Source organism: Embleya sp. NPDC055664 (assembly GCF_053618075.1).
The window spans coordinates 265,723-286,001 of record NZ_JBSHGZ010000005.1 but is presented as its reverse complement, the minus strand read 5'-3'; the positions used below and the strand labels follow the sequence as shown (position 1 = coordinate 286,001).

Annotated in this window: 22 protein-coding genes; 13 read left to right on the top strand and 9 right to left on the bottom strand. The window is 69.5% G+C overall.

All coding sequences use genetic code 11. The features are described from left to right. Positions 1-49: 49 nt before the first annotated feature. A complete protein-coding gene (locus tag ACWGR4_RS11495) occupies positions 50-313 on the bottom strand; it encodes a hypothetical protein (RefSeq protein WP_452130983.1) in 264 nt (87 codons plus the stop codon). Positions 314-707: 394 nt separating this feature from the next. On the opposite strand from ACWGR4_RS11495, the gene ACWGR4_RS11490 reads away from it, so the two are divergent. Genes ACWGR4_RS11490 through ACWGR4_RS11470 form a run of 5 tightly spaced genes read left to right on the top strand, consistent with a single transcriptional unit; the run spans position 708 to position 5,214 of the window. Beyond that, the gene (locus tag ACWGR4_RS11490) at positions 708-1,889 is read left to right on the top strand and encodes an acyl-CoA dehydrogenase family protein (protein ID WP_379999209.1); all 1,182 of its coding nucleotides are present in this window, start codon (positions 708-710) and stop codon (positions 1,887-1,889) included. A 12-nt stretch (positions 1,890-1,901) separates the two neighbouring features. Next, positions 1,902-3,068: a CaiB/BaiF CoA transferase family protein gene (locus ACWGR4_RS11485; protein ID WP_379999207.1), complete on the top strand. Its 1,167-nt coding sequence runs from the start codon at positions 1,902-1,904 to the stop codon at positions 3,066-3,068. After that, entirely contained in the window at positions 3,065-3,592 is a 528-nt protein-coding gene (locus ACWGR4_RS11480; protein ID WP_126639322.1) for an FAS1-like dehydratase domain-containing protein, read from the top strand. Before ACWGR4_RS11485 ends, ACWGR4_RS11480 begins: the two co-directional genes overlap by 4 nt. Then, the gene (locus ACWGR4_RS11475) at positions 3,589-4,062 is read left to right on the top strand and encodes a hotdog family protein (protein ID WP_379999205.1); all 474 of its coding nucleotides are present in this window, start codon (positions 3,589-3,591) and stop codon (positions 4,060-4,062) included. Before ACWGR4_RS11480 ends, ACWGR4_RS11475 begins: the two co-directional genes overlap by 4 nt. Positions 4,063-4,074: 12 nt before the next feature. After that, positions 4,075-5,214 (top strand): acyl-CoA dehydrogenase family protein, encoded by a 1,140-nt coding sequence (locus tag ACWGR4_RS11470; RefSeq protein ID WP_452130984.1) that lies wholly within the window; start codon positions 4,075-4,077, stop codon positions 5,212-5,214. Positions 5,215-5,363: 149 nt separating this feature from the next. Here the strand turns inward: ACWGR4_RS11470 and ACWGR4_RS11465 are convergent, their stop codons facing one another. The 3 genes from ACWGR4_RS11465 to ACWGR4_RS11455 form a co-directional block, all read right to left on the bottom strand. Beyond that, positions 5,364-6,053 carry a hypothetical protein gene (locus ACWGR4_RS11465; protein WP_452130985.1) on the bottom strand — a complete coding sequence of 230 codons (690 nt, stop codon included), beginning with the start codon at positions 6,051-6,053 and terminating at the stop codon, positions 5,364-5,366. 2,141 nt (positions 6,054-8,194) lie between these two features. Continuing rightward, entirely contained in the window at positions 8,195-8,380 is a 186-nt protein-coding gene (locus tag ACWGR4_RS11460) for a DUF397 domain-containing protein (protein ID WP_452130986.1), read from the bottom strand. A gap of 192 nt (positions 8,381-8,572) precedes the next feature. Then, positions 8,573-9,463, bottom strand: coding sequence for a helix-turn-helix domain-containing protein (locus ACWGR4_RS11455; RefSeq protein ID WP_452130987.1), 891 nt, complete (start codon positions 9,461-9,463; stop codon positions 8,573-8,575). A gap of 320 nt (positions 9,464-9,783) precedes the next feature. On the opposite strand from ACWGR4_RS11455, the gene ACWGR4_RS11450 reads away from it, so the two are divergent. The 3 genes from ACWGR4_RS11450 to ACWGR4_RS11440 all read left to right on the top strand — a co-directional run bounded on the left by ACWGR4_RS11450 (position 9,784) and on the right by ACWGR4_RS11440 (position 11,543). Further along, complete coding sequence (locus ACWGR4_RS11450) at positions 9,784-10,179, top strand: ATP-binding protein (RefSeq protein WP_452130988.1); 396 nt, start codon at positions 9,784-9,786, stop codon at positions 10,177-10,179. Positions 10,180-10,353: 174 nt separating this feature from the next. Continuing rightward, positions 10,354-10,827: a hypothetical protein gene (locus tag ACWGR4_RS11445; protein WP_452130989.1), complete on the top strand. Its 474-nt coding sequence runs from the start codon at positions 10,354-10,356 to the stop codon at positions 10,825-10,827. After that, positions 10,824-11,543, top strand: coding sequence for a radical SAM protein (locus tag ACWGR4_RS11440; protein ID WP_452130990.1), 720 nt, complete (start codon positions 10,824-10,826; stop codon positions 11,541-11,543). Before ACWGR4_RS11445 ends, ACWGR4_RS11440 begins: the two co-directional genes overlap by 4 nt. Before the next feature lie 76 nt (positions 11,544-11,619). On the opposite strand, the gene ACWGR4_RS11435 is transcribed toward ACWGR4_RS11440, so the two are convergent. The 3 genes from ACWGR4_RS11435 to ACWGR4_RS11425 form a co-directional block, all read right to left on the bottom strand. Continuing rightward, positions 11,620-12,165, bottom strand: a complete 546-nt coding sequence (locus tag ACWGR4_RS11435) for an AAA family ATPase (RefSeq protein ID WP_379999189.1) — start codon at positions 12,163-12,165, stop codon at positions 11,620-11,622. A 119-nt stretch (positions 12,166-12,284) separates the two neighbouring features. Beyond that, positions 12,285-12,854, bottom strand: coding sequence for a GNAT family N-acetyltransferase (locus tag ACWGR4_RS11430; RefSeq protein ID WP_452130991.1), 570 nt, complete (start codon positions 12,852-12,854; stop codon positions 12,285-12,287). Between the two features lie 171 nt (positions 12,855-13,025). Further along, positions 13,026-13,586 (bottom strand): dihydrofolate reductase family protein, encoded by a 561-nt coding sequence (locus ACWGR4_RS11425; protein ID WP_452130992.1) that lies wholly within the window; start codon positions 13,584-13,586, stop codon positions 13,026-13,028. A gap of 220 nt (positions 13,587-13,806) precedes the next feature. Here ACWGR4_RS11425 and ACWGR4_RS11420 point away from each other — a divergent pair, with 220 nt between their 5' ends. Beyond that, positions 13,807-14,709 carry an AraC family transcriptional regulator gene (locus tag ACWGR4_RS11420; RefSeq protein WP_452130993.1) on the top strand — a complete coding sequence of 301 codons (903 nt, stop codon included), beginning with the start codon at positions 13,807-13,809 and terminating at the stop codon, positions 14,707-14,709. A 203-nt stretch (positions 14,710-14,912) separates the two neighbouring features. Here the strand turns inward: ACWGR4_RS11420 and ACWGR4_RS11415 are convergent, their stop codons facing one another. Next, positions 14,913-15,614, bottom strand: coding sequence for an NAD(P)-dependent oxidoreductase (locus ACWGR4_RS11415; protein ID WP_452132039.1), 702 nt, complete (start codon positions 15,612-15,614; stop codon positions 14,913-14,915). A 140-nt stretch (positions 15,615-15,754) separates the two neighbouring features. Here ACWGR4_RS11415 and ACWGR4_RS11410 point away from each other — a divergent pair, with 140 nt between their 5' ends. After that, the gene (locus tag ACWGR4_RS11410) at positions 15,755-16,540 is read left to right on the top strand and encodes a TetR/AcrR family transcriptional regulator (protein WP_452132038.1); all 786 of its coding nucleotides are present in this window, start codon (positions 15,755-15,757) and stop codon (positions 16,538-16,540) included. A 43-nt stretch (positions 16,541-16,583) separates the two neighbouring features. Here the strand turns inward: ACWGR4_RS11410 and ACWGR4_RS11405 are convergent, their stop codons facing one another. Further along, positions 16,584-17,363 carry an SDR family NAD(P)-dependent oxidoreductase gene (locus ACWGR4_RS11405; protein ID WP_452132037.1) on the bottom strand — a complete coding sequence of 260 codons (780 nt, stop codon included), beginning with the start codon at positions 17,361-17,363 and terminating at the stop codon, positions 16,584-16,586. Positions 17,364-17,520: 157 nt separating this feature from the next. Here ACWGR4_RS11405 and ACWGR4_RS11400 point away from each other — a divergent pair, with 157 nt between their 5' ends. The 3 genes from ACWGR4_RS11400 (at position 17,521) to ACWGR4_RS11390 (ending at position 20,167) form a co-directional block, all read left to right on the top strand. Then, positions 17,521-18,291, top strand: coding sequence for a hypothetical protein (locus ACWGR4_RS11400; RefSeq protein WP_452132036.1), 771 nt, complete (start codon positions 17,521-17,523; stop codon positions 18,289-18,291). Between the two features lie 61 nt (positions 18,292-18,352). Then, complete coding sequence (locus ACWGR4_RS11395; protein ID WP_452132035.1) at positions 18,353-19,273, top strand: MMPL family transporter; 921 nt, start codon at positions 18,353-18,355, stop codon at positions 19,271-19,273. Positions 19,274-19,345: 72 nt separating this feature from the next. After that, positions 19,346-20,167, top strand: a complete 822-nt coding sequence (locus ACWGR4_RS11390; protein ID WP_452132034.1) for a class I SAM-dependent methyltransferase — start codon at positions 19,346-19,348, stop codon at positions 20,165-20,167. The last annotated feature ends 112 nt before the right edge of the window (positions 20,168-20,279 follow it).

The window sequence follows — 20,279 nt, the reverse complement described above, 5'->3', positions numbered from 1 at the left end:
CCCCACCACCCGCCGCCGCGAGATCCGGCACGGTGCCGCTGACGCTCCGTCAACACCCGGTCCTGGGACCGGGTATCAGCCCGCGCAGCGACCTGGCCGGGCGTCGGCCCGCGCCCGCCCAGTCGGGCCCGCGGCTGCCGCGGGCGAGGAAATCGAGGATGTCCGGCAGGAGTTCGCAGACCCGGTAGGGCGGGCCGTCGGCGTCGGTCTCGTCCGAATCGGGACCGGTCGCGTCGTCGGCCTCGAACGCCGACCACTCGACCTCGCACCACGGGTGCTCCCGACCGCATTGCGGGCAAGCATTTCCGCTCATGTCCACCCACGATAGGTGGTCGATCGCGGACGCGCCGTAACTTTTCCGGACTTGTCCAGAACCGTTTCGTCGGCCCTGGCGTGATCATGCCCTTCCCGGATCCCCCGCACGCCCCGGCGCGCACGCGGGCACCGAACCGAGCACGCGCCGACGAAACACGAACTGCGACGGAAACGCGCCGGAGCCGAACCGGAGCCGAACCGAAGTCGTCACGCAAACGACCCGCCCCGATCCCGACGAGACGGGGCCCACACATCATTTGCCGACCGCCACTCGAAATGAACCCAGGCCGGTGTTACCTTGATCTGACTATCCGTCAGGTTCTGTGCCGGCTGCCTCACCTGCACGTACACAGGTGAGGCTGCCGGCATGGGCGCGCCCCGAAAGGCGACCCGTGGACTTCGACTTCTCCCCCGACCAGACCGCGTTCAGCGAGACGGTCGAGCGGTTTCTCGACGCCAATCCCGACCCTGAAGTGTTCGATGTCACCCGGGAGAACATGGCCCAGGTCGTCGACACCCCCGCACGCCGCGCCTACATGCGCAAGATGGCCGACCAAGGCTGGCTCGGCATCACCTGGCCCGAGGAGTGGGGCGGCCAGGACGGCGACGGGGTCTACGAATACCTGCTCAACGAAGCCCTCGCCGGGCGCGGTGGACCGCAGATCGGCAAGGGCGTCGGCATCATCGGCAAGACCCTGCTCGCGCACGGCAGCGACAAGCTCAAGGCCGAGTTCCTGCCCAAGATCCTGAACAACGAGGTCGAGTTCGCGGTCGGCTACAGCGAGCCCGAGGCCGGCTCCGACGCCGCCTCGATGAAGCTTCGCGCGGTCCGCGACGGCGAGGGCTGGCGGCTCAACGGCCAGAAGACCTGGACTACTTCCGCGCACTTCGCCGAGTGGTACTGGGTCGGCGCGCGCACCGACCCCGACGCGCCCAAGCACCACGGCATCACGCTGTTCCTGGTGCCGATGGACCACCCGGGCATCACCGTCCGGGCGATCTGGACGATGGGCGACGAGCGCACCAACGACGTCTTCTTCGACGACGTCTGGGTCTCCGACGAGTACGTGGTCGGCGAGCTGAACAAGGGCTTCCAGTACATCTCCCAGGCGCTCGACCTCGAACGCTTCACGATGTTCTCGTTCGCCCCGATCCAGCAGCGGCTGAACGTACTGACCGAGTACGTCAAGGAGGCCACGCGCGACGACGAGCCGCTGCGCGAGGACCCGATCGTGCGCAAGCAGCTGGCCACGCTGGTCACCGAGGCCGCCGTGGCGCGCCTGCTCGGGCTGCGCGTGGTGGCCGCCGCGGCCGGTGGCGGAAAACCGCCCACGGTCGAGGCGTCGGGCTACAAGCTCTACGCCACCGAGCTGTCCAAGCGGCTCGCGAACGCCTCGATGGACATCGCCTCGCCGGGCACCCAGCTGCGGGTGGGCACCGAGGACGCGCCGATGGCCGGTCGCGCCGACTCGACCTACCGCTACACCGTGCTGGACACCATCGGCGGCGGCACGTCCGAGGTGCAGAAGAACATCATCGCCCGGCGCGGTCTCGGCCTTCCCAAGAACTTCTGACGGGGCCGCGTCATGTCCGGAGAGTTCCTGCAAGGCGTCACCGTATTGGACCTGGCGAGCGTGGGCCCCGCCGCCCGCGCCTCGCGCTGGCTGGCGGACTACGGCGCCGACGTGATCAAGGTCGGCCCGGTCCCGGCCCGCAGCGGTGTGCAGATCGCGCCGCCCTACTACTCGTACAGCGCGCACCGGCGGATGCGGCGCGTGCTGCTCGACATGAAGGCACCCGAGGGCCGCGAGGCGTTCCTCACCCTGGTCGAGGGCGCCGACGTGGTGATCGAGAGCTTCCGCCCGGGTGTGGTGGACCGCCTGGGCATCGGCCCGGACGCGGCCTCGGCGCGCAACCCCTCGATCGTCTACTGCTCCACGTCCGGCTTCGGTCAGGACGGCCCGTACGCCCAGCAGGCCGGGCACGACCTCAACTACCTGGGCGTGGGCGGCTTCCTGCACGTGTCCGGGCCGGGCGCGGACGGCGGCCCGCCCATTCCGGGCGCGACCGTCGCGGACAGCGCGGGCGGCGGGATGCATGCGGTGATCGCGATCATGGGCGCGCTGTTCCGCCGGCAGCGCACCGGCGACGGCGCGCGCCTGGACGTCTCGGTGGCCGACGGGATGCTCGCGCTGATGGCGCTGGGCGTGGACGAGTACCTGGCCACCGGCGTCGAACCGGAGCCCCGGCACGGCATTTTGACGGGCCGCTACGCGTGCTACGACACCTACCGCGCACGGGACGGCAAGTGGCTGGCGGTGGCCGCGATCGAGGGCCGCTTCTGGGCCAACCTGTGCCGGTTGACCGGGCTGGACAAGTGGGCGTCGCGCCAGCTCGACGACGACGCGCAGGACGCGATCCGGGCGGACCTTTCGACGGTGTTCGCCGGCCGCGACCGGGACGACTGGGTGGCCGAGCTGGCCCCCGCCGACACCTGCGTGTCGGCGGTGTCGTCCGTACCGGAACTGCTGGCCGACCCGCAGTATCTGGCCCGCGGCGCATTCACCACCGCAACCCACCCCGACCAGGGCGAGTTCCGCCAGGTGGGCCCGGTACTGGCCGGTCAGCAGGCGCCGACCGAACCGTACCCGGTCCGCGAATCCGGGATCACCGACACCGACGAGCTGCTCACCTCCGCCGGGTACACCCCCGACCGGGTGGCCGAGCTTCGTGCTTCAGGAGTGGTCGCATGACGGCACAGGACACCACGCTGCCCGAGGACGTGGCGGCGCTGATCGGCAAGGTCCAGTACGAGAAGCGGGGTGACTTCCCCGCCGAGCGCGGCTACATCTGGACCTCGTGCGCGTCGGTGCAGAACGGCAATCCGCTGTTCTGGGACGACGCGGTCGCGGCGGAGCTGACGGGCGGTCATATCGCCCCGCTCAGCCTGCTGTCCGCGTGGGCCCGCCCGCACTACTGGGCACCCGGCGCGGAGGGTGAGCAACTGTCCCTCCAGGTGCACTTCGATCTCAAGATCCGCTTCGAACTGCCCGAGGCGATCATGACCGACAACACCAACGTGTTCTACGAACCGGTGCGCTTGGGCGACATCGTGACGTCGCGTCAGGTGCTGCGGTCGGTCAGCCCGGAAAAGCGCACCAAGCTCGGGATCGGCCGTTTCTGGGTGATCGACGTCGAGTACCACAACCAGGACGGCGCCCTGCTCGGCACCGAGTCCTACACCGGCTACGGCTACCGGCGGGAGGCCACCGCATGAGCGACCTGACCCTGGACCGGTTGGCCAAGGGCGACGCGCTGCCGACCTTCGGCGTGGACGTCACCGCGACCACGGTCATCCTGGGCGCGTTGGCCAGCCGCGACTGGCGGCCGATGCATCACGACTACAAGTTCGCGGTCGAGCGCCAAGGGGTGCAGGACATCTTCCTGAACACCCCGAACCAGGCCGCCTGGTTCGAGCGCTACCTCAACGACTGGACCGGCCCGAAGGGCCGGATCGGCCGGATGGTGTTCCGGATGACCAAGCCGGTCTTCCCGGGCGATCACATGCTGCTCACCGGCACGGTGGACGACGTCTCCGTGGACGAGACCGGCTGCGGCTGGGTCCGGGCCGAGATCTCGCTGACCGTCGACGGCGCGGTCCGCACCACGGCCACCGCGCGAATCGCGTTGCCCACCACCCCCGACGACAACCCGTGGGACCGGCGCGGCGAGCGCTGGAAGCCCTAGAGGAGACGCGCGATGGACCTCGATTTCACCCAGGAACAGGACATCCTCCGGGAGACCGTGCGCGGCCTGACGGCCCGGCACGCCGACCTCACCGTCGTTCGCGAGTTGGAGAACGACCCGGTCGGCTACCCCGAGGACTTCTGGAAGAAGCTCGGCGAGTCCGGCCTGACCGGTCTGACGCTGCCCGAGAAGTGGGGCGGGTCGGAGATGACCACGCTCGACGCGACTGTGGTCTACGAGGAGTTCGGCCGCTCCCTTGCGCCGACTCCGCACTTCGTCAGCTCGGTCCTTGTCGGCGGCGTACTGGCCGCGGCCGGGTCCGACGAGCAGCGCGAGAAGTACCTGCCGGGCATCGCGGCGGGCACCACCATCGCGAGCGTGGCGTGGCTGGAGCCGGACCGCGGCTTCGGCGGCAAGGGCGTCGCGCTGGCGGCCCGCGCGGACGGCGACGGCTACCTGCTGTCCGGCACGAAGCGGCACGTCGCCTACGCGGCGGCGGCCGACGTCCTGCTCGTGCTCGCCCGCACCGGCACCGCGGGCACCCCGGGCGACCCGAACCAGGGCGTGTCGCTGTTCCTGGTCGACCCGAAGGCTGCCGGGGTCACCACGACCCAGCAGCAGACAATCGCCTCGGACACCCAGTACCGGGTCGAACTCGCAGACGTGCGAGGCGAGTTGGTCGGCACGGCCGGAGCCGGCTGGCCGGTCTGGTCGGACGTCCTGCACGACGGCCTGATCCTGCTCGCGGCCCAAGCGGTCGGCGGCGCGAAGCGCGCGCTGGAGATCACCGTCGAATACGCCAAGCACCGCAAGCAGTTCGACAAGCCGCTCGGCGCCTTCCAGGCGATCGCGCACAACCTGGCCGACGCCTCGACCGCCGTCGACGGCGCCGAGACCCTGGTCTGGGAGGCCGCCTGGTCCCGCGACAAGGGCCGCGACACCGCCCGCCTGGCCCCGATGGCCAAGCTCTTCGCCGCCCGCACCTACCGCGAGGTCACGGACCTGGCGGTACACGTCCACGGCGGGATGGGCTTCACCCTGGAATGCGACGTGCAGCTGTACTTCCGCCGCGCCAAGTCCCTGCAACTCAACTGGTGGGACGACCGCTACCTGGAGAACCTGATCGCGGCGGACGTGCTCGACAAGGGCTGAGCACACCGACGACGACCGGCCCGAGGACGACCGGGCCGAGGGCGACTCCCGCAGGTGCGGGGGTCGCCCTCGTTCGGTTTTCCAGCCCCGCGTGAACCATCGCGCGGGGCTTGTCCGTCGCGCCGCGCGAACGCCCATGCCGCATACGCCTATCGGACGGTCGGGGGCTTCAGGTCGATCGGCTTGTCGAGCTCGGTGATGTCGGTGGTCAGGTGGGTGATCGGGGTGCGCTGCGTCCAGCGGCGGAGGTATCCGCCGTCACCCGGTGTGAAATAGGCGATCAGCGTGCCGCTTTGCACGCCGAAGCAGCGCACACCATCGATCTTGACGGGCTCCACGATCGTCAATACCTCCGGGTGGGCGGCCTGTTCGTAGAGCGACTGGGCAAAGGTCGGTATCGCGGCGACCTCCCCACTCGACATAGACGGGTGCTCGGGATCCACGGCGTAGCGCTCCCACGGACCGTAGCCCCTACGGCTGAACAGGTCCGTACCGATCACGATCTCCTCGATCGCGAAGTCGCCCTCCCGGAGGCTGGTGCGATTGCCCTTGCCCGTGACCATCCGCAGGTCCATCACGGTCGGCGAACCCTGGTCGCTCTCGGCGGACTTGACCATGTGCAGCGACGAGGCCGAGCGCACCCGCTCGATCCCGGTACGCACGATCCGAGTCACGTCGACGGACGACGCGGTCTGCCCCGCGGCGGGGACGACCTCGGCGGCCACACTCGGAGCCGCCGTGCCCCGAACCGACGGGGCCTTCTCGGCGGCACACCCGGCAACGACCAACGCAACGGCACCCACGACGGGCACCATGAACAGGCGCAACGATTCCTCCACGAAGGCAACGCGCGTCGACTACGCGCGCGTTGAGCCTACGACCTGCGCGTTCTACCGCTTGCGGCACCGGCACACGGAGGTCGCCCCAGCACGCATCACCCGCCGGGCCCGTCCGCCCGCCCGCATCGAGACGGGCTCAACCCGGTGGGCAGCGCGGGCAGGGTGGTGGTGGTAGTCGAGTCGAGCCCTCTGGCGAGCCTTCCCGAGGGGGTCGGGCGTTCCCGGCGGGCGTTGCGCCTTTGGCTGCGGGCGGCTGGTGCGGGGTTGGTCCGGGTCGATGGTGGGCCGCCGCCGGCGTGCGGGCTCCGAGACTGGGGGCTTTTGACGAGGCGGGTGTGTTGATCGGCGTAAAAGCACCCGGCGGCGGCGGGCGGCGTGGGTGCTCGGGTTGGGTTCGCCGGGCGTGCGTTCCCGAGTGGGCCGGGTGCTTCCGGCGCGCATTGCGCCTTGGGTTGCGGGTGGCTGGTGCGGGGCTGGTCCGGGTCGATGGTGGGCCGCCGCCGGCGTGCGGGCTCCGAGACGTGGGGTTCCCGACGAGGCGGGCGTGTTGCTCGGCGGAAAAGCGGCCTGCTGCGGCGGGCAGGGAGGGCGCTCGGGTCGGGTTCGCCGGGCATGCGTTCCCGGGTGGGTCGGGTGCTCCGGGCGCGTTTAGAGGGGAATTGGGATTCGAAACCGGATCGCGATGGGTGGTTGTGGGCTTCGAGCTTCGGTGACTTGCGGTTTTGCGGAGTCGGGGCGGAAAGTCGGGCGTCGAGTGCCGGTTTCGTGCTCTCCGACACCCTCAACGCCGCTGTAGAGACCAAAAGCGCCCAGTCGCCGCCGACTTCGAGCGCTGCGACCACGCAGAGGCCGTTGAGGAGACCGAAAGTGCCCAGTGGGCGCCCAAACCGGATCCCGAAGCGCCTCAAACGCCCCTCCTTCGCACTGACCTGCGGTTTTCCCTCACGTCGAGGCCACGGCACCCCACGCCGTCCGGTTTGGTGAACTCCCGCCCCCACAAACACCGCACCTCGAAATATCCCTGCCCGGCCCACTCGGGAAGGCTCTCCGGAGGACTCGACCCGAGCGCCCTCCCTCCCCGCCGCTGCCGGCCGGTTTTCCGCCGAGCAACATACCCGCTTCGCCGGGAGCCCGGGTCTCAGAGCCCCGCACGCCGGCGGTGGCCCATCACTGGCTCTGGCCGGCCCCGCACCGGCCATCGGCGGCCCAAGGCGTGACGCGCGCCGGAAGAACCCGGCCCACCCAGGAACGCACGCCCGGCGAACCCAACCCGAGCACCCCCCTGCCCGCCGCCGTCGGGTGCTTTTTCGCCGACCAACACACCTGTCTCGTCGCGACCTCGAAGTCTCGGAGCCCCGCACGCCGGCAGCGGCCCACCACCGACTCTGACCAGCCCCGCACCAGCCCACGCACCCAAAGACGCAACGCGCGCCGAGAACACCCGGCCCACTCGGGAAGGCGGCCTGGCGGACTCGACCCGACCCGTCTACCTCCCCACTGCTGCCAGCCCGTTTTCGCCGACCAACGCGCCCGTCTTCTCGGGAGCCCGGGTCTCGGAGCCCCGCACGCCGGCGGCGGCTCACCATCGACCCTGACCCGCCCCGGACCAGCCACCCGCAACCACAAGCGCAACGCACGCCGATAACACCCGGCACGCTCGGGAAGGCTCGCCGGCGGATTCAACTCGAGCACCCTCCCTGCCCGCCGCTGCCAGCCGGTGTTCCGCCGACCAACGCGCCCGTCTCGTCGGGAGCTCCAAGTCTCAGAGCCCCGCACGCCGGCGGCGGCCCACCATCGACTCTGACCAGGCCCCGCACCAGCCACCCGCGACCACAAGCGCAACGCACGCCGGAAGAACCCGGCCCACTCGGGAACGCACGCCCGGCGAACCCAACCCGACCGCCCTCCCTGTCCGCCGCCGCCGGGTGCTTTTCCGCTGACCAACACACCCGCCTCGCCGAAAACCCCAGGTCTCGCAGCCCCGCACGCCGGCGGCCCACCACCGACTCAGACCAGCCCCGCACCAGCGACCCGCAACCCAAGGCGTAACGCATGCCGGAAGCACCTGTCCCACTCGGGAAGGCTCCCCGACGGACTCGACCCGAGCGCACGCCGTCCCGGCTGTTGCCAGCCGCTGCTCGCTAATTCATAGCATCGAGGAAAGACCTCCAGGAGGCGTGCCCGAAGCTCAACTCCGGACCTTCGGCAAGCTTCGAGTCCCGTGCGAAGGCCGCCGAGCCATCCGCCGCTGCCTCGACACACGCGTGATCCTGCTGGCTCCGCAACGACTTCCGCCAGAACAAGGCAGGTGACCGCACATCCGGCATTCTGTCCTCCAGGCCTACTTGAGATGGGTCAGAAAAGCAGTCCACTGACTTCCAGCGAAGTCAACCACGGGCCCTCAACGACTTTGGAGCCTCGGGTTGCAAAATCCGATGCCGCCGACGCGACCTGGATGGACACGGGCCCCATTGTTCTTGCTGTATGTGGACTTGGGCCACGTGAGCAACTGCTCTTCGTCAATCACGCGTTCCCCAATACTCGACATAATCGTCAATCATCTTGCGCGATTGATCCGGGTCCAACCCTGCGTGTCGCAAGCGTCGAACCACCCGCCGCGCCCGTTCGACGAAAAGGTCGTCCGTGGTGATCGTACGTGTGACCACGGCGCCCACCTCCGACAGCGCGGCTCGTACCGGACGGTCAGGACGAGACTCACCAACGCCCTCGAACAAGGTAAATGTGCTCGCCAAAGCCGCGTCAACAGCAGTGGCGAACGGAATCACGATCACGTTGATCGTCGGCCATTGAGCAGCCGCCGCAAGATGCTGCATCTGCTGGTGCATCAACTGTGGGCTGCCGGCCTGCGTTCGAAGGGCCGCCTCCGTAAAGATCGCATTCAGCAGCAATGGCGATCGACCCCGTAGACGTGCTTGGCGCTTGAGGCGCACGGCGACCAGATCTTCCACCTGGTCAGCTGTCCCGGCATACGTGCGCTGCGTAATCGAGCGGGCATAGCGCTCGGTCTGGAGCAGGCCCGGCAGACCGCTGATCTGAACTTCCGTGACGGATTCGGCTTCGTCTTCGAGCTTGATGTATTCCACGTAACCAGCGGGGAGCAGGTCGACGTACGCATCCGACCAGTGCTCGGTGCGCTCCTGTTCGGCCAGCACGTTCTGTGTCAGCTGTAGCGCTCGGGCTCGCTGCTCGCCCGATGTGCCGTAGCCATCAAGCAGCTTCTCGATCTCCTCGATCGACCCGGGCGGTCGCTGACCATTCTCGATCCGGCTCAGCACCGGCGCCGAGAGGTCGGCGCGGGGTGCGGCGACCCGCAACGACAAGCCGGAGTCGACGCGCAACTCCCTGAGGAGCGACGCGAGATCAAGTTGATCGTCTGTTGCGTAGCCCATCGTCCTCCTTCGATCTCGGGACAGTCTCCTACGTCGTGCAGCGATCCACGACCGATTCACCCGATCGTGTTTCGCGAATAAGTTGATGCGTTTCACGAAACGGACGACAGTATTCATGGTCACTCTAGGCGTTCAACAGACGACCGAGTGGTGATCAAGATCTGTGCCAAGGCAGGGCAAGGGACACATCCCACCCGGATTCGTTGTTCCACTGCTTCCGACGCCCACCGCCTGCGCACTCCGGCGTGATCTCGGGAGCCGCCGTGCAACGCAACGCCCTGAAACAGGATTTCCCCCTCGTCGAACCATCCGTAGGAGCCGTGCGCCATCGTGTGCGGAGCTTCTGCACTGCCATCGGATGCCCGGCACACGCCATCGACGCGGCTCGGCTCATTGCCAGTGAGTTGGCCACCAATGCGGTTCGGCATGCTCAAGGGCGGGCCTCCCGGGCCGAGTTCACGCTGATAGTGACCCTCGACGGCGGGAAGCTCGACATCGCGGTGTGGGACTACTACCCCTCGCCGTGCCCATCCCTCTCGAACCTCGCGGACGTCCCGGCGGAGGCCCAGTGCGGCCGGGGGTTGGCCATGGTGTGTGCGGACGCCGCCGGGTTCACCTGGACCCGCACACCCGTCGGCAAGCTCGTCTCCGCCTGGATCCACGTAGGCGAAACAACGACCCGCCGCCCGGATCCGACGCAGGTTCACCTCTTCTGACAACAACCGCCGGCGACCGCGCACCAAGCCGGCCGGCGCCGGCCACTCACGCACAACGCGCCCACGGGATCGGGCTCACTCCCCCTGGCGGGAGAAGGGCAGTCCCGGCACGTCCCGGCATGCCACGGCCATGCCAATGCGCCCCAACCCCCGGACCACCAAAGGCGGTTCGCCATGCAATACCTGCTGAAGCCCCCATGGGTGGAAGCCGACGAAGCCCGTGCCCGCAATCCCTACGCCCCCTACCTCGTCGCCGCCGGCGTGACCTTCGACGTCATCGAGGTGAGCGAAACCCTCGGCCGGGCTGCCCTCGACGTCCTGCGTGCCCGCCACATCGCCCCGGGCCCGATCATCCTCGACCGGCGATACCGCCGCCTCGGCTTCCTCATCCCACCCGCGCTCCCCGACGCCCTGCCGCCACGCGAGCGCGGGTGCGGCCCCCGCCATCACGGTCGAGGCTGCTGGATCACCATCCCCCGCCCGAACTCCCAACCCACCGACGCCCTCGTCTGGCTCGTCCCACCCCTCGACCAAGAACAGGCCCCCTGCACGCTGCCCGAAGTCCGCAGCGCGATCCGAACCGCAGCCCAGAGCCTCGGATTCCGCGCCGACCCGGCAAACCCATCCCCTCCGGAGCCCCCGTCGTGATCATCACCCCCGCCCGACGAGACCCCACACGAACCGTCACGCACATCACCCTCGAACTCACCAACCCATGCCGACCGCCATGCCCCGTCGACCACGCCCTCACGCCGCCGGAGACCTGGTGTCGGATCATCACCGAGGCGGTCGAACTCGGCGCCGACTCGGTGCGATTCGCCGGCGGCGAGCCCACCGCCCACCCCGCGTTCACCGAGGTCCTGTGCCATACGATCCGGGCCCGCCCGGACATCGAGGTCGTCACCGATCTCATCCACGTAACCCGCTGCCGCTGGACCCTGTTCACCCACGAACGAGTCCGCCTCGCCACCCGCTGGTACTCCGACGACCCCGTCCAACACGAGGCCATCACCCACCGGCCCGGCAGCCACATCCGTACCCGCACCAACATCGTCACCGCGCTCGGCCTGCACATCCCCCTGCGCGTCGACATCGTGGAGACCGTCCCCGACCAGCGCATCGGCGCCGCCCGAGCCGAACTCCTCCTCCTCGGCGTCCGCCCGGACCACATCGCCGTCGACCGCCGGCGATCCGGCATCGGCCGACCCAACCCGCCGCGCCTGCCCGCGACTTACCCGACGATCCTCGCCAACGGCGATGTCGCCACCGGCCCGATCCCCCACCGCCTGATCACCGGCAACGCCCTACGCCACCCACTCGGCGAAATCCTCGCCGCACCCGCGACATCCGTCCCGGAAACCTGACCACCCATCACCTGCACGGAAACACACCGTCGCCCACGACAGCCACCGTCACGCCATCGCGCCGTCACGCCACCGATCAACCCGCGACGCGAGCAGTCGCCAAGTCCGCGAGGATGCCGTCGACCGTCCTGTCGGGGGTCAGATCGGAGGTGTCCAACCACAACCCCAGCCGTGGGGTATCCCGGCGCAGGGCCCTGTCGAGGGCGTCCACCGTCCAGGGCCCGCCGTAGCCGGTCTTGTCACGGCCGGCCTCCCGCCCCGTCACCGCTTCCGGGCTCGGGGCGAGGACGACGACGTACAGGGGCCGCGTGGCCACGGCGTCCACGAACGCGGTGAGGTGTTCGCCGAGCACCACGTCCTGGACGACCACGGTCCACCCGGCCCGGGCGTACATGTCCGCGACCGCCGCGGAAGCCCCGTGCCGCAGCCGCAGTTGCTCCGTCGCCTCGGCGGTCGGCCGCGGCGTCACCTCCTCCCGGCCGGACACGATCATCCGCCGGAAGGTGTCGCCGCGCAGATGTACGGAACGCGGCAGCCGCTCGGCCAACAGCTGGGCAACCGTGGACTTCCCGGCCGCCATGACACCCGTGACGAGCACAATCGCCGAATCCAGCTCCCGCACCGCAAACCCCCCGTAGTGAGCCTTCGTCCGAACCTCCCGAAAGCCCGGCCGAACCCGAACCGCAAGCGACACCGACAATGACACCGCAACCCCCGCCGACCCACCGAGAGTTCGCCGGTTCAGCCGCCCGCAGCGCCCTCGCCGCCCGCCACCGGGCGGTTCAACCGCCAAACCACGTCGATCCCGGTCCCCGACGGAGCCACCGGCGGCGTCCCCGGTTCCCGCCGGATCTCGGTGAAGCCCAGCCGCCGCGGTATCGCCTCACTCGCGGCGTTGGCCACATCGTGCGTGATCTCCACGTACTCCAACTCCGGCAGGGTGAACGTCTCTTCGACCAGCGCAGCGGTCGCCCTCGTGGCAAGGCCCTTGCCGGTGGCGGCGGGGTGCAGCCAGTAACCCATACGTCGGCCCTGCGGTTCGGGCGCACGGTAGGTCTGGCACATGCCCACGGGAGTGCCGTCCCGGGTGATCGCGTAGTTGTACACGTCACCGTTCGCCCAGCCCTTCTCGAACCGTTCGAGCAGCTTGCGGGTGTACTCCTCGCTGTGCTGAGCCACCCACGGCTCCCAGGGGCGAAGGTGGTCCACGGATTCATCGATCAACGTGAACGCCGCGGCGAAGTCCTCCTGCGCCCGCCAACGTCGCAGGACGAAGTCTCCACATTCGATGATCTGCCTCGGTTGCGCCATGAACGCCATGATCGTTTGCCCAACGCCGCTCCGCAACGAGCGTCCTCCGGCCACCGCATGGACGTACATCCGCAGCGGCGGACGGCCGCCGCTCACGGTTCGACGTCCGGACGACCCGCGGTCGCGGAAGGCGACGTAGCCCGCTCGACCCCGGCGGAGCCGCCCGTCACCTCACCGGACCTGATGGCGCAGCAGCGCAACCCCGCTCCCGAAGACCCGGCTCTCCACCAGCCGCAGGTCGGTCTTCTCGTCCGTGGGCCGGAACATCGGCTTCCCGCGGCCGATCAGCACCGGGTGTACGTACACCGTGTACTCGTCGATCAGGCCCAACCGCTGGAACGTGGCCGCCAGGTCCGCACCACCCACCACCATGTCGCCGCCCGGCTCCGCCTTGAGCGCCATGATCTCTTCGGGAACCACGTCCCGTTTGGTCGTGGTGTTCCAGTCGGTCCACTCGCGGGTCCGGGAGAAGACGATCTTCGGCATGTCCCGCCAGATCCCGGCGAACTCCAGCATCGGCCCAACGCTCTCCGGACCGGCGTCCGCCGTCGGCCAGAAGTCGGCCATCAACTCGTGCACGACCCGCCCCTGCAGAAAGGCGCTCATCTTCCGCAGTCGCTCGTTGAAGTGTTCGTGCAACTCGTCGTCGACCGCACTCCAATCGATCTCCCGATTCGGCCCCTCCATGAACCCGTCGAGGGTCACCGACTGCCAGTACACGATCTTCCGCATCGCACACCTCATCGAACTCGTCGCGGACCGAACCACACCGCACCGCACGCGGCACGGCCACCCTCCCAGGCGCCGACGACATCACCGGGCCACCCACCCACCCGACCACTCATCCACCCGACCGAGGCGGGCACAGGATGTCGGGTCCGCCCCATCGCCCCCTCCCTAGCGTTGTCGATGCAAGGAAGAAGGCAGAACAGAAGGGAAGAAGGAACCCGCAGTGCTGGAGCAGCTGAACCAGGCCCTGGACCACATCGAGTCGCACCTCGACCAGGATCTCGACGTAGCCGAGTTGGCGCGGATCGCCATGACGTCGGAGTACCACCTCCGCCGCCTGTTCTCCGCGCTGGCCGGGATGCCGCTGTCGGAGTACATCCGACGCCGACGGCTCACCCTGGCAGCCGCCGAGGTCCTGGCCGGCGAGCCCACCCTGCTGGAGGTCGCGGTCCGCTACGGCTACTCCTCGGGCGAGGCCTTCGCCCGCGCGTTCCGCGCCATGCACGGCGTGGGTCCGGCCGAGGCCCGGCGTACCGGTGCGGTGCTCAGCGCACAGCCGCGGATGTCCTTCCGACTCGTCATCGATGGGAGCAGCACCATGCAATATCGGATCGTGCACAAGGACGCGTTCCGCGTGGTCGGCAAGAGGGCCAGGGTCCCGCTCGTCCACGAGGGCGTGAACCAGGCGATCGCCGAGTTCGTCGGGGCAATCGACCGGGAGACGACCACCCGCATCAAGGCCCTCTCCGACCAGGACCCGGACGGGATCGTCGCGGTCACCGACAACCTCGACCCCAGCCGCGCCGAGGGAACCGAACTCGACTACTACCACGGCGTCGTGACGAGCAATCAGGTTCCCGACAGCGCCGGCGACGCCAACGGCCCCGACGCCCTCGACACCCTCGACACCCTCACCGTCCCGGCCGGCACCTGGGCCGTCTTCGAGAACTCCGGCCCGTACCCGCAGGCCCTCCAATACCTGTGGCGCGACATCTTCACCCAGTGGTTCCCGTCCAACCCGTACCGCAGCCGCCCGGGCCCGGAAATCCTCCGCGTCCGCCCCACCGCAGACGGCACCCGAGCCGACGCGGCCTTGTGGATCCCGGTGGAACCCACCGCGCCCTGACCCGAGTTCGGCAGTACCGCAGGGCAAGTCAACGACCGACCACGTCCCGAACGGCCCGCCGCCCCGCCACGCCGACCACACAGTCGGCGTGGCGGGGCGCGTCGTTGGTGGGCCACGGTGCCGAGGGACCTCCGGAATTCGGAGTCCGTGGCCTCGGGCGCCGATGGACGAACCCTGCGGCAGGAACCGACTCGGCAATCGCCTCAGTAGCCGACAGTGAACCGCCGCTGGACAAAACGAGGCATCTCCGCCTCGTCCACCAGCGCGACCGCCGCGTCCTCCGCCGAGATCCGGCTCCGGCCGTCGGCGTCCAGCACCGGCTGGTCACCGCCGATGCGGAAGCGGCCGGTGCGCTCGCCGGGGCCGATCTGCTCGGCGGGGCTGAAGTAGGTCCAGCGCCGGTTCGAGGCGCGCAGGACGTTCAGCGCCTCCCGGTGGCCGCGTACGGCGGCGGCGTACCCGCGAGGCAGGCCGAGTTCGTCGAGCGATGCGTGGATCAGCTCATCATGGTCGGCGCGGACGACGCCCGGCTCGATCTCCAGGCTGCCGGCGCCACCGATCACGATCAGTCGAACGCGGGTGTAACTCTCCAGGGCCTTGAGCAGGGCCCGGGCGGCGGTCGCATAGACGGTCGGGTCCGCGATCGAGCGCTCGACGGTGTCCGCGAAGTCCTTTGCCGCGTTTCCGGGCTGGAAGCCGCTGACCAGGACGTCCAGGCCCGGCAGGACGGCGGCGATGCTCGTGGCGTCCAGTACGTCGACGCTCGCCCAGTCGAGGTTTTCCCGCGGGTCGGTGATCGCGGAGGCATCCCGGCTGAACGCCGTGACGCGGTGTCCGCGCTGAAGAGCCTCGGTGACGACCCGACTGCCGATCGTGCCGGTGGCTCCGATAACGCCGATATGCATGGTTCCCCCTGGTTTCAACACGTGTTCATGCCGGGTGCACGACGCAAAGCCGGACGGACTCGCGTCTCACGCCGTGCAAGAACTATACGCCGTGTAGTTTATGCACGGCAATCAGCGCAGTGACGCTGTACAGTGAACACGTGGCAGGCACCCGAAGCACCGGACGACGCGAGCGACTGCGCGTCGAGACGACCGCCGAAATCAAGCGCACGGCGCTGGAGTTGATGGGCTCGGGCGGTCCCGACGCAATCACCCTGCGGGCGATCGCCCGCGAGATGGGCATGACCGCCAACGCCATCTACGGCTACTTCGCCACCCGCGACGACCTGGTCACGGCGCTCATCGCGGACGTCTACACCGCGCTCGCCGACGCCGTCGACGCCGCGTGGGCCGCCTCCGCGCAGGACGCCCCCGCGGAGCGGATCCGCGCCTGGGCGCACGCCTTCCGCGACTGGGCGCTGGCCAACCCCGAGGGCTTCCGGCTGATCTACGGCGACCCCGTCCCCGGCTATCGGGCCCCCGACGGCGGCGCCGCGCCGGACGCGGCCCGGCGGGTCTGCGTCGGCATCGCCGCGCTGGCGGACACAGCCTGGGACGGCGCCGAACGAGCCTATGGCGACAGCGACTTCGGCTGGGACGACTTCGACCCCGGCCTGCTCGACAAGGTCCGCCCGGCGTTCCCCGCGCTACCGCCGGCCGGGGTGGCCCTGGCGCTGCGGATCTGGGGACACCTGCACGGCTTGGTCGCCCTGGAGGTCTACGGCCACCTGCGCGCGCAGACACATTCGCCGGACAAGCTCTTCCGCGCCGAACTCACCCAGTTGATCGCATCGTTGAATCTCGGCGCCGCGCCCTCCGACAACGCCTCGCCCCCCGACAGCGCCTCGACATCCGCGCACGTCGGCGCTCCTCGGCGCCGGGGATGACCACCGTGCCCCTTCCGCGCACGCATCGGCCCGGTCGCGGTCGTCAAACGCCGTAGCCGCCGTCCACGTCCAGCTTCTGGCCGCTGATGAAGCCCGCGCGGTCGGAGGCCAGGAAGCAGACCGCCTCGGCGATGTCCGTCGCGCTCCCGAAGCGTCGCAGTGGGATGTTGCGGCTGGCCACGTCGAGTGCGCGGTCGTCGAGGTCGCCGCTGTCGATCAGCCGCGCGGCCATGCCGTCCGTGAGCATGCCGGGTCCGACGCAGTTGGCACGCACCCCGAAGCGGCCCTCCTCGGCCGCGATGCCGCGCACGATGGCCTCGACCGCGCTCTTCGTACAGGACGACAGGCCGTCCCGCACCGGGAATCGGCTGGTGGCCGCCGTGGTGACCGCGACCAGGCTGCCGTTGCCCGCCGCGCGCAGGTGCGGCAGCGACGGGTGTACCAGGTTGAAGAACGCCGCGGCGTCGCCGTCCAGTTGCTCGCGGTACTGCGCCGGGGTGACCCGACTCAGGTGCAACATCGGTACGTGCGGCCCGGCCGCGTACACCACCGTGTGTACCCCGCCGAACTCCGCCGCCGCCTCCGCCACGAACATCGCCACCGCGTCCGCGTCGGTCAGGTCCACCCGCCACGCACGAGCCCGCCGCTTGTATTCGACCCGGGCCTGCTCGGCGACGGCCTCGGTCGCCGCCGCGCCGTTGCGATAGGTGACCGCCAGATCCGCCCCCCGCTCGGCGAACATGCGGCAGATCGCGGCCCCGATCCCACCCCCGGCCCCGACGACCACGACCGCCCCCGCCCGGCTCCCGAAGTCGCGCTCCATGACTGGCTCCCTAGCTGCCGAGCTGATCTGACGACCAGTCAGGAATATCCCCGGCCCCGCGAACTGTCAACGGACCGCCGCCCTGATCAGCACAAACGACGACTGCCATACTGAGCCGGCCGCACCCCACCCACCACCTCCCGCAAAGGTTCGTGCATTGGTACGTGTTCGCCCGCACCGGATGGTCGGCCCGCTCGTGATCACCCTCCTGGCCGCCGTGACGGCGTGCGCGAGTCCCGCCGAGGAGCTGGCCGACGCCTCCTCCGTGAAGCCGCGCACCGTGACCGTTCCGAGCCCGAGCGCACCCGAGGCCGAGGCCGACGCCGGCACCGGCGGCGCCTTGTCGAAGGCGGAGCTCAAGCGGGTGCTGCTGAAGAAGACGGACATGCCGGAGGGTTGGCAGCTCGACGTCGACTCCGACCGCGACGACGACAAACCGCCGGCCATGTCGGACGACTGCGATCGGCTGGCCGCACAGAGCAATCCGACGTCCGGGATCTATCAGGTCCTCGCGAAGGCATCGATCATCACCCACGATCCTGCCCCCGGCGGCAAGGCATACGCGATTCTCGGCTCCGGCCTGACCTCCCTGTCGGCCGACGAGGCGAAAAAGGTCATCCCCTCCGCCCGCGACCTGCTTCCACGATGCGTGAACCGGCACGTGACGAAGGACGGCTTGTCCGGCCTTCTCACCTACCGGGCCTTCGACTTTCCCCACCTCGGTGACGAGACCCTGGCCTTCGAGGCCACCTCACGCACCGACACGGGGCAGGCCTGGGTGCACTCGATCGTCCTGGTACGTGTGGGCACCACCCTGATCCGCATCACGCGCGTCAACCTCACCGGCACCACGCCACAACACCCGGACGAAGCACTGGTCCGGAAGCAGGTCGAGCAGGTTGTCGCCGGTCCGAACAAAGCCGGCTGACCCCCGGGCCGCTCCGCCTCCGCCCGACCCCGCATCCAGCACACAGGCATGCAAAACTTCTTTGCAAAACAACGCGCACACCGTGGTCGGCGAACCCGACTCCGTCGCCGGGCAGGAGCTGCTGGCCGCGCACTTCCCGGCGGGCCGGAGCCGCCCGGTCCGCATCGTCGCCGACGCCGCGTCGGCGGACGCCGTCACCCACACCCTGCGTGCGGTCCCCGGCATCGGCACACCCGGCGCACCGCTCCGCTCCACCGACGGCACGCTGGTCGAGATCCGAGCCGTCCTGGACGTACCCCCGGACAGCGACGCCGCCGTCGACCGGCTGTCCGCGATCAAGGCCGCCGTACACGCCGTCCCGAACGCCCACGCCCTCGTCGGCGGCCCCACCGCAACCGGCGTGGACAAGGCGGCGGCCCAGGCGCACGACCGGCGCACGGTCATCCCGTTGGTGGTCGGCGTCGTATTCCTGATCCTGGTTCTGCTCCTGCGCGCCCTGGTCGCGCCGCTGCTCCTGATGGCGACCGTACTGCTGTCCTACCTCGCCGCCCTCGGCCTGAGTTGGCAACTCTTTCGCCACGTCCTGGACTTCCCGGCGATGGACGTACAGATCATGCTGGTCGGCTTCCTGTTCCTGGTCGCACTGGGCGCCGACTACAACATCTTCCTGATCCATCGCATCCGCGAGGAGGCCCGAACCCACGCCCACGAATCGGCCGTGTTGAGCGGCCTGACCGCCACCGGCGGCGTGATCACCGGCGCCGGCGCGGTCCTGGCCGCCACCTTCGCCGCACTCACCGGCGCGCCCCAGGTCGCCTTCATCCAGATCGGCGCCCTGGTCGCCCTCGGCGTACTGATCGACACCTTCCTGGTCCGCTCGATCCTGGTCCCGGCACTGGCCCTGGACACCGGCCGCGCCTTTTGGTGGCCGACCCGTCGCCGCCCGAAGACCGCGGACCCGCGCGAAGATCCCGTAGCGTAGTCCGCGCCGGACACACAGCGACCGGCAACGACACAGCGATCAGCGGGTGTTCCACACCGGGAGGCCAAACCGATGGCGTTGCCACCGTCCGAAGCCCATTCGTCCGAAGCCCACTCGCCCGACGACCCGATCCGCGTCCTCGACGTGACCACCGACGACTACCGCCGAGCCTTCGAACTCTTCCTCGCCGGATCGGACGAAAAGGCCGTCACCCACGCCCACCTGCTCGCCCTGGTCGAACAGCTGCCCCAACGCTCGGTGTTCCTCGACATCGGGGCGGGCTCCGGGGCGACCACGCGGTACCTGGGCAGCCACTTCGAGCGCACCATCGCCATCGAACCCAGCAAGTACATGCGCGACGCCCTCCGCCTCACCTACCCGGAGGCGGAGGTGCTGAGCGACCCCGTCGAGACGGCCGCGCCGCCCGCCCTCGCCGACTTCGCGCTGTGCTCGCACATGTTCTATTTCCTGCCGGAGTCGCAGTACCTGCCCACGGTGCGCCGGCTGCTCGACTGGGTCCGCCCGGGCGGCGAACTGGTCCTCGTCCTACAGAACCCCGACAACGAATGCATGCGCCTGGTACGGCACTTCTACGACATCCGCTTCGACTTGTCACCGACGGCAAAGGCACTCGGAACCGGCCACGAGGACCTGGTCGAGTCCTGCACCCTGGAAACCCTCCCGGTCCGCTTCCACGCCGACAACCTGCCGGACACCCTCGCGGTAGCCGAGTTCATGGCCAACGTCCCGGACCTGGCCGAACGACCCACCCGCCCCACCCACGGAGACCTCGAAAACTACGTCCGTACCCACTTCACCGACCCAACCGGCACCGGCTACACCATCCACCACGACCACGACATCGTCCGAATCAAACGCCCCAAAACCCCATGACACCCCAATCCCCCGACCGGCGCACAAAACCCCACCAGCCCAGCCGGCACATGAACCCCATCAGCCCGACCAGAACTTGAGCCTATTCAGCCCGGCCGGCGTTAGAGGCCAC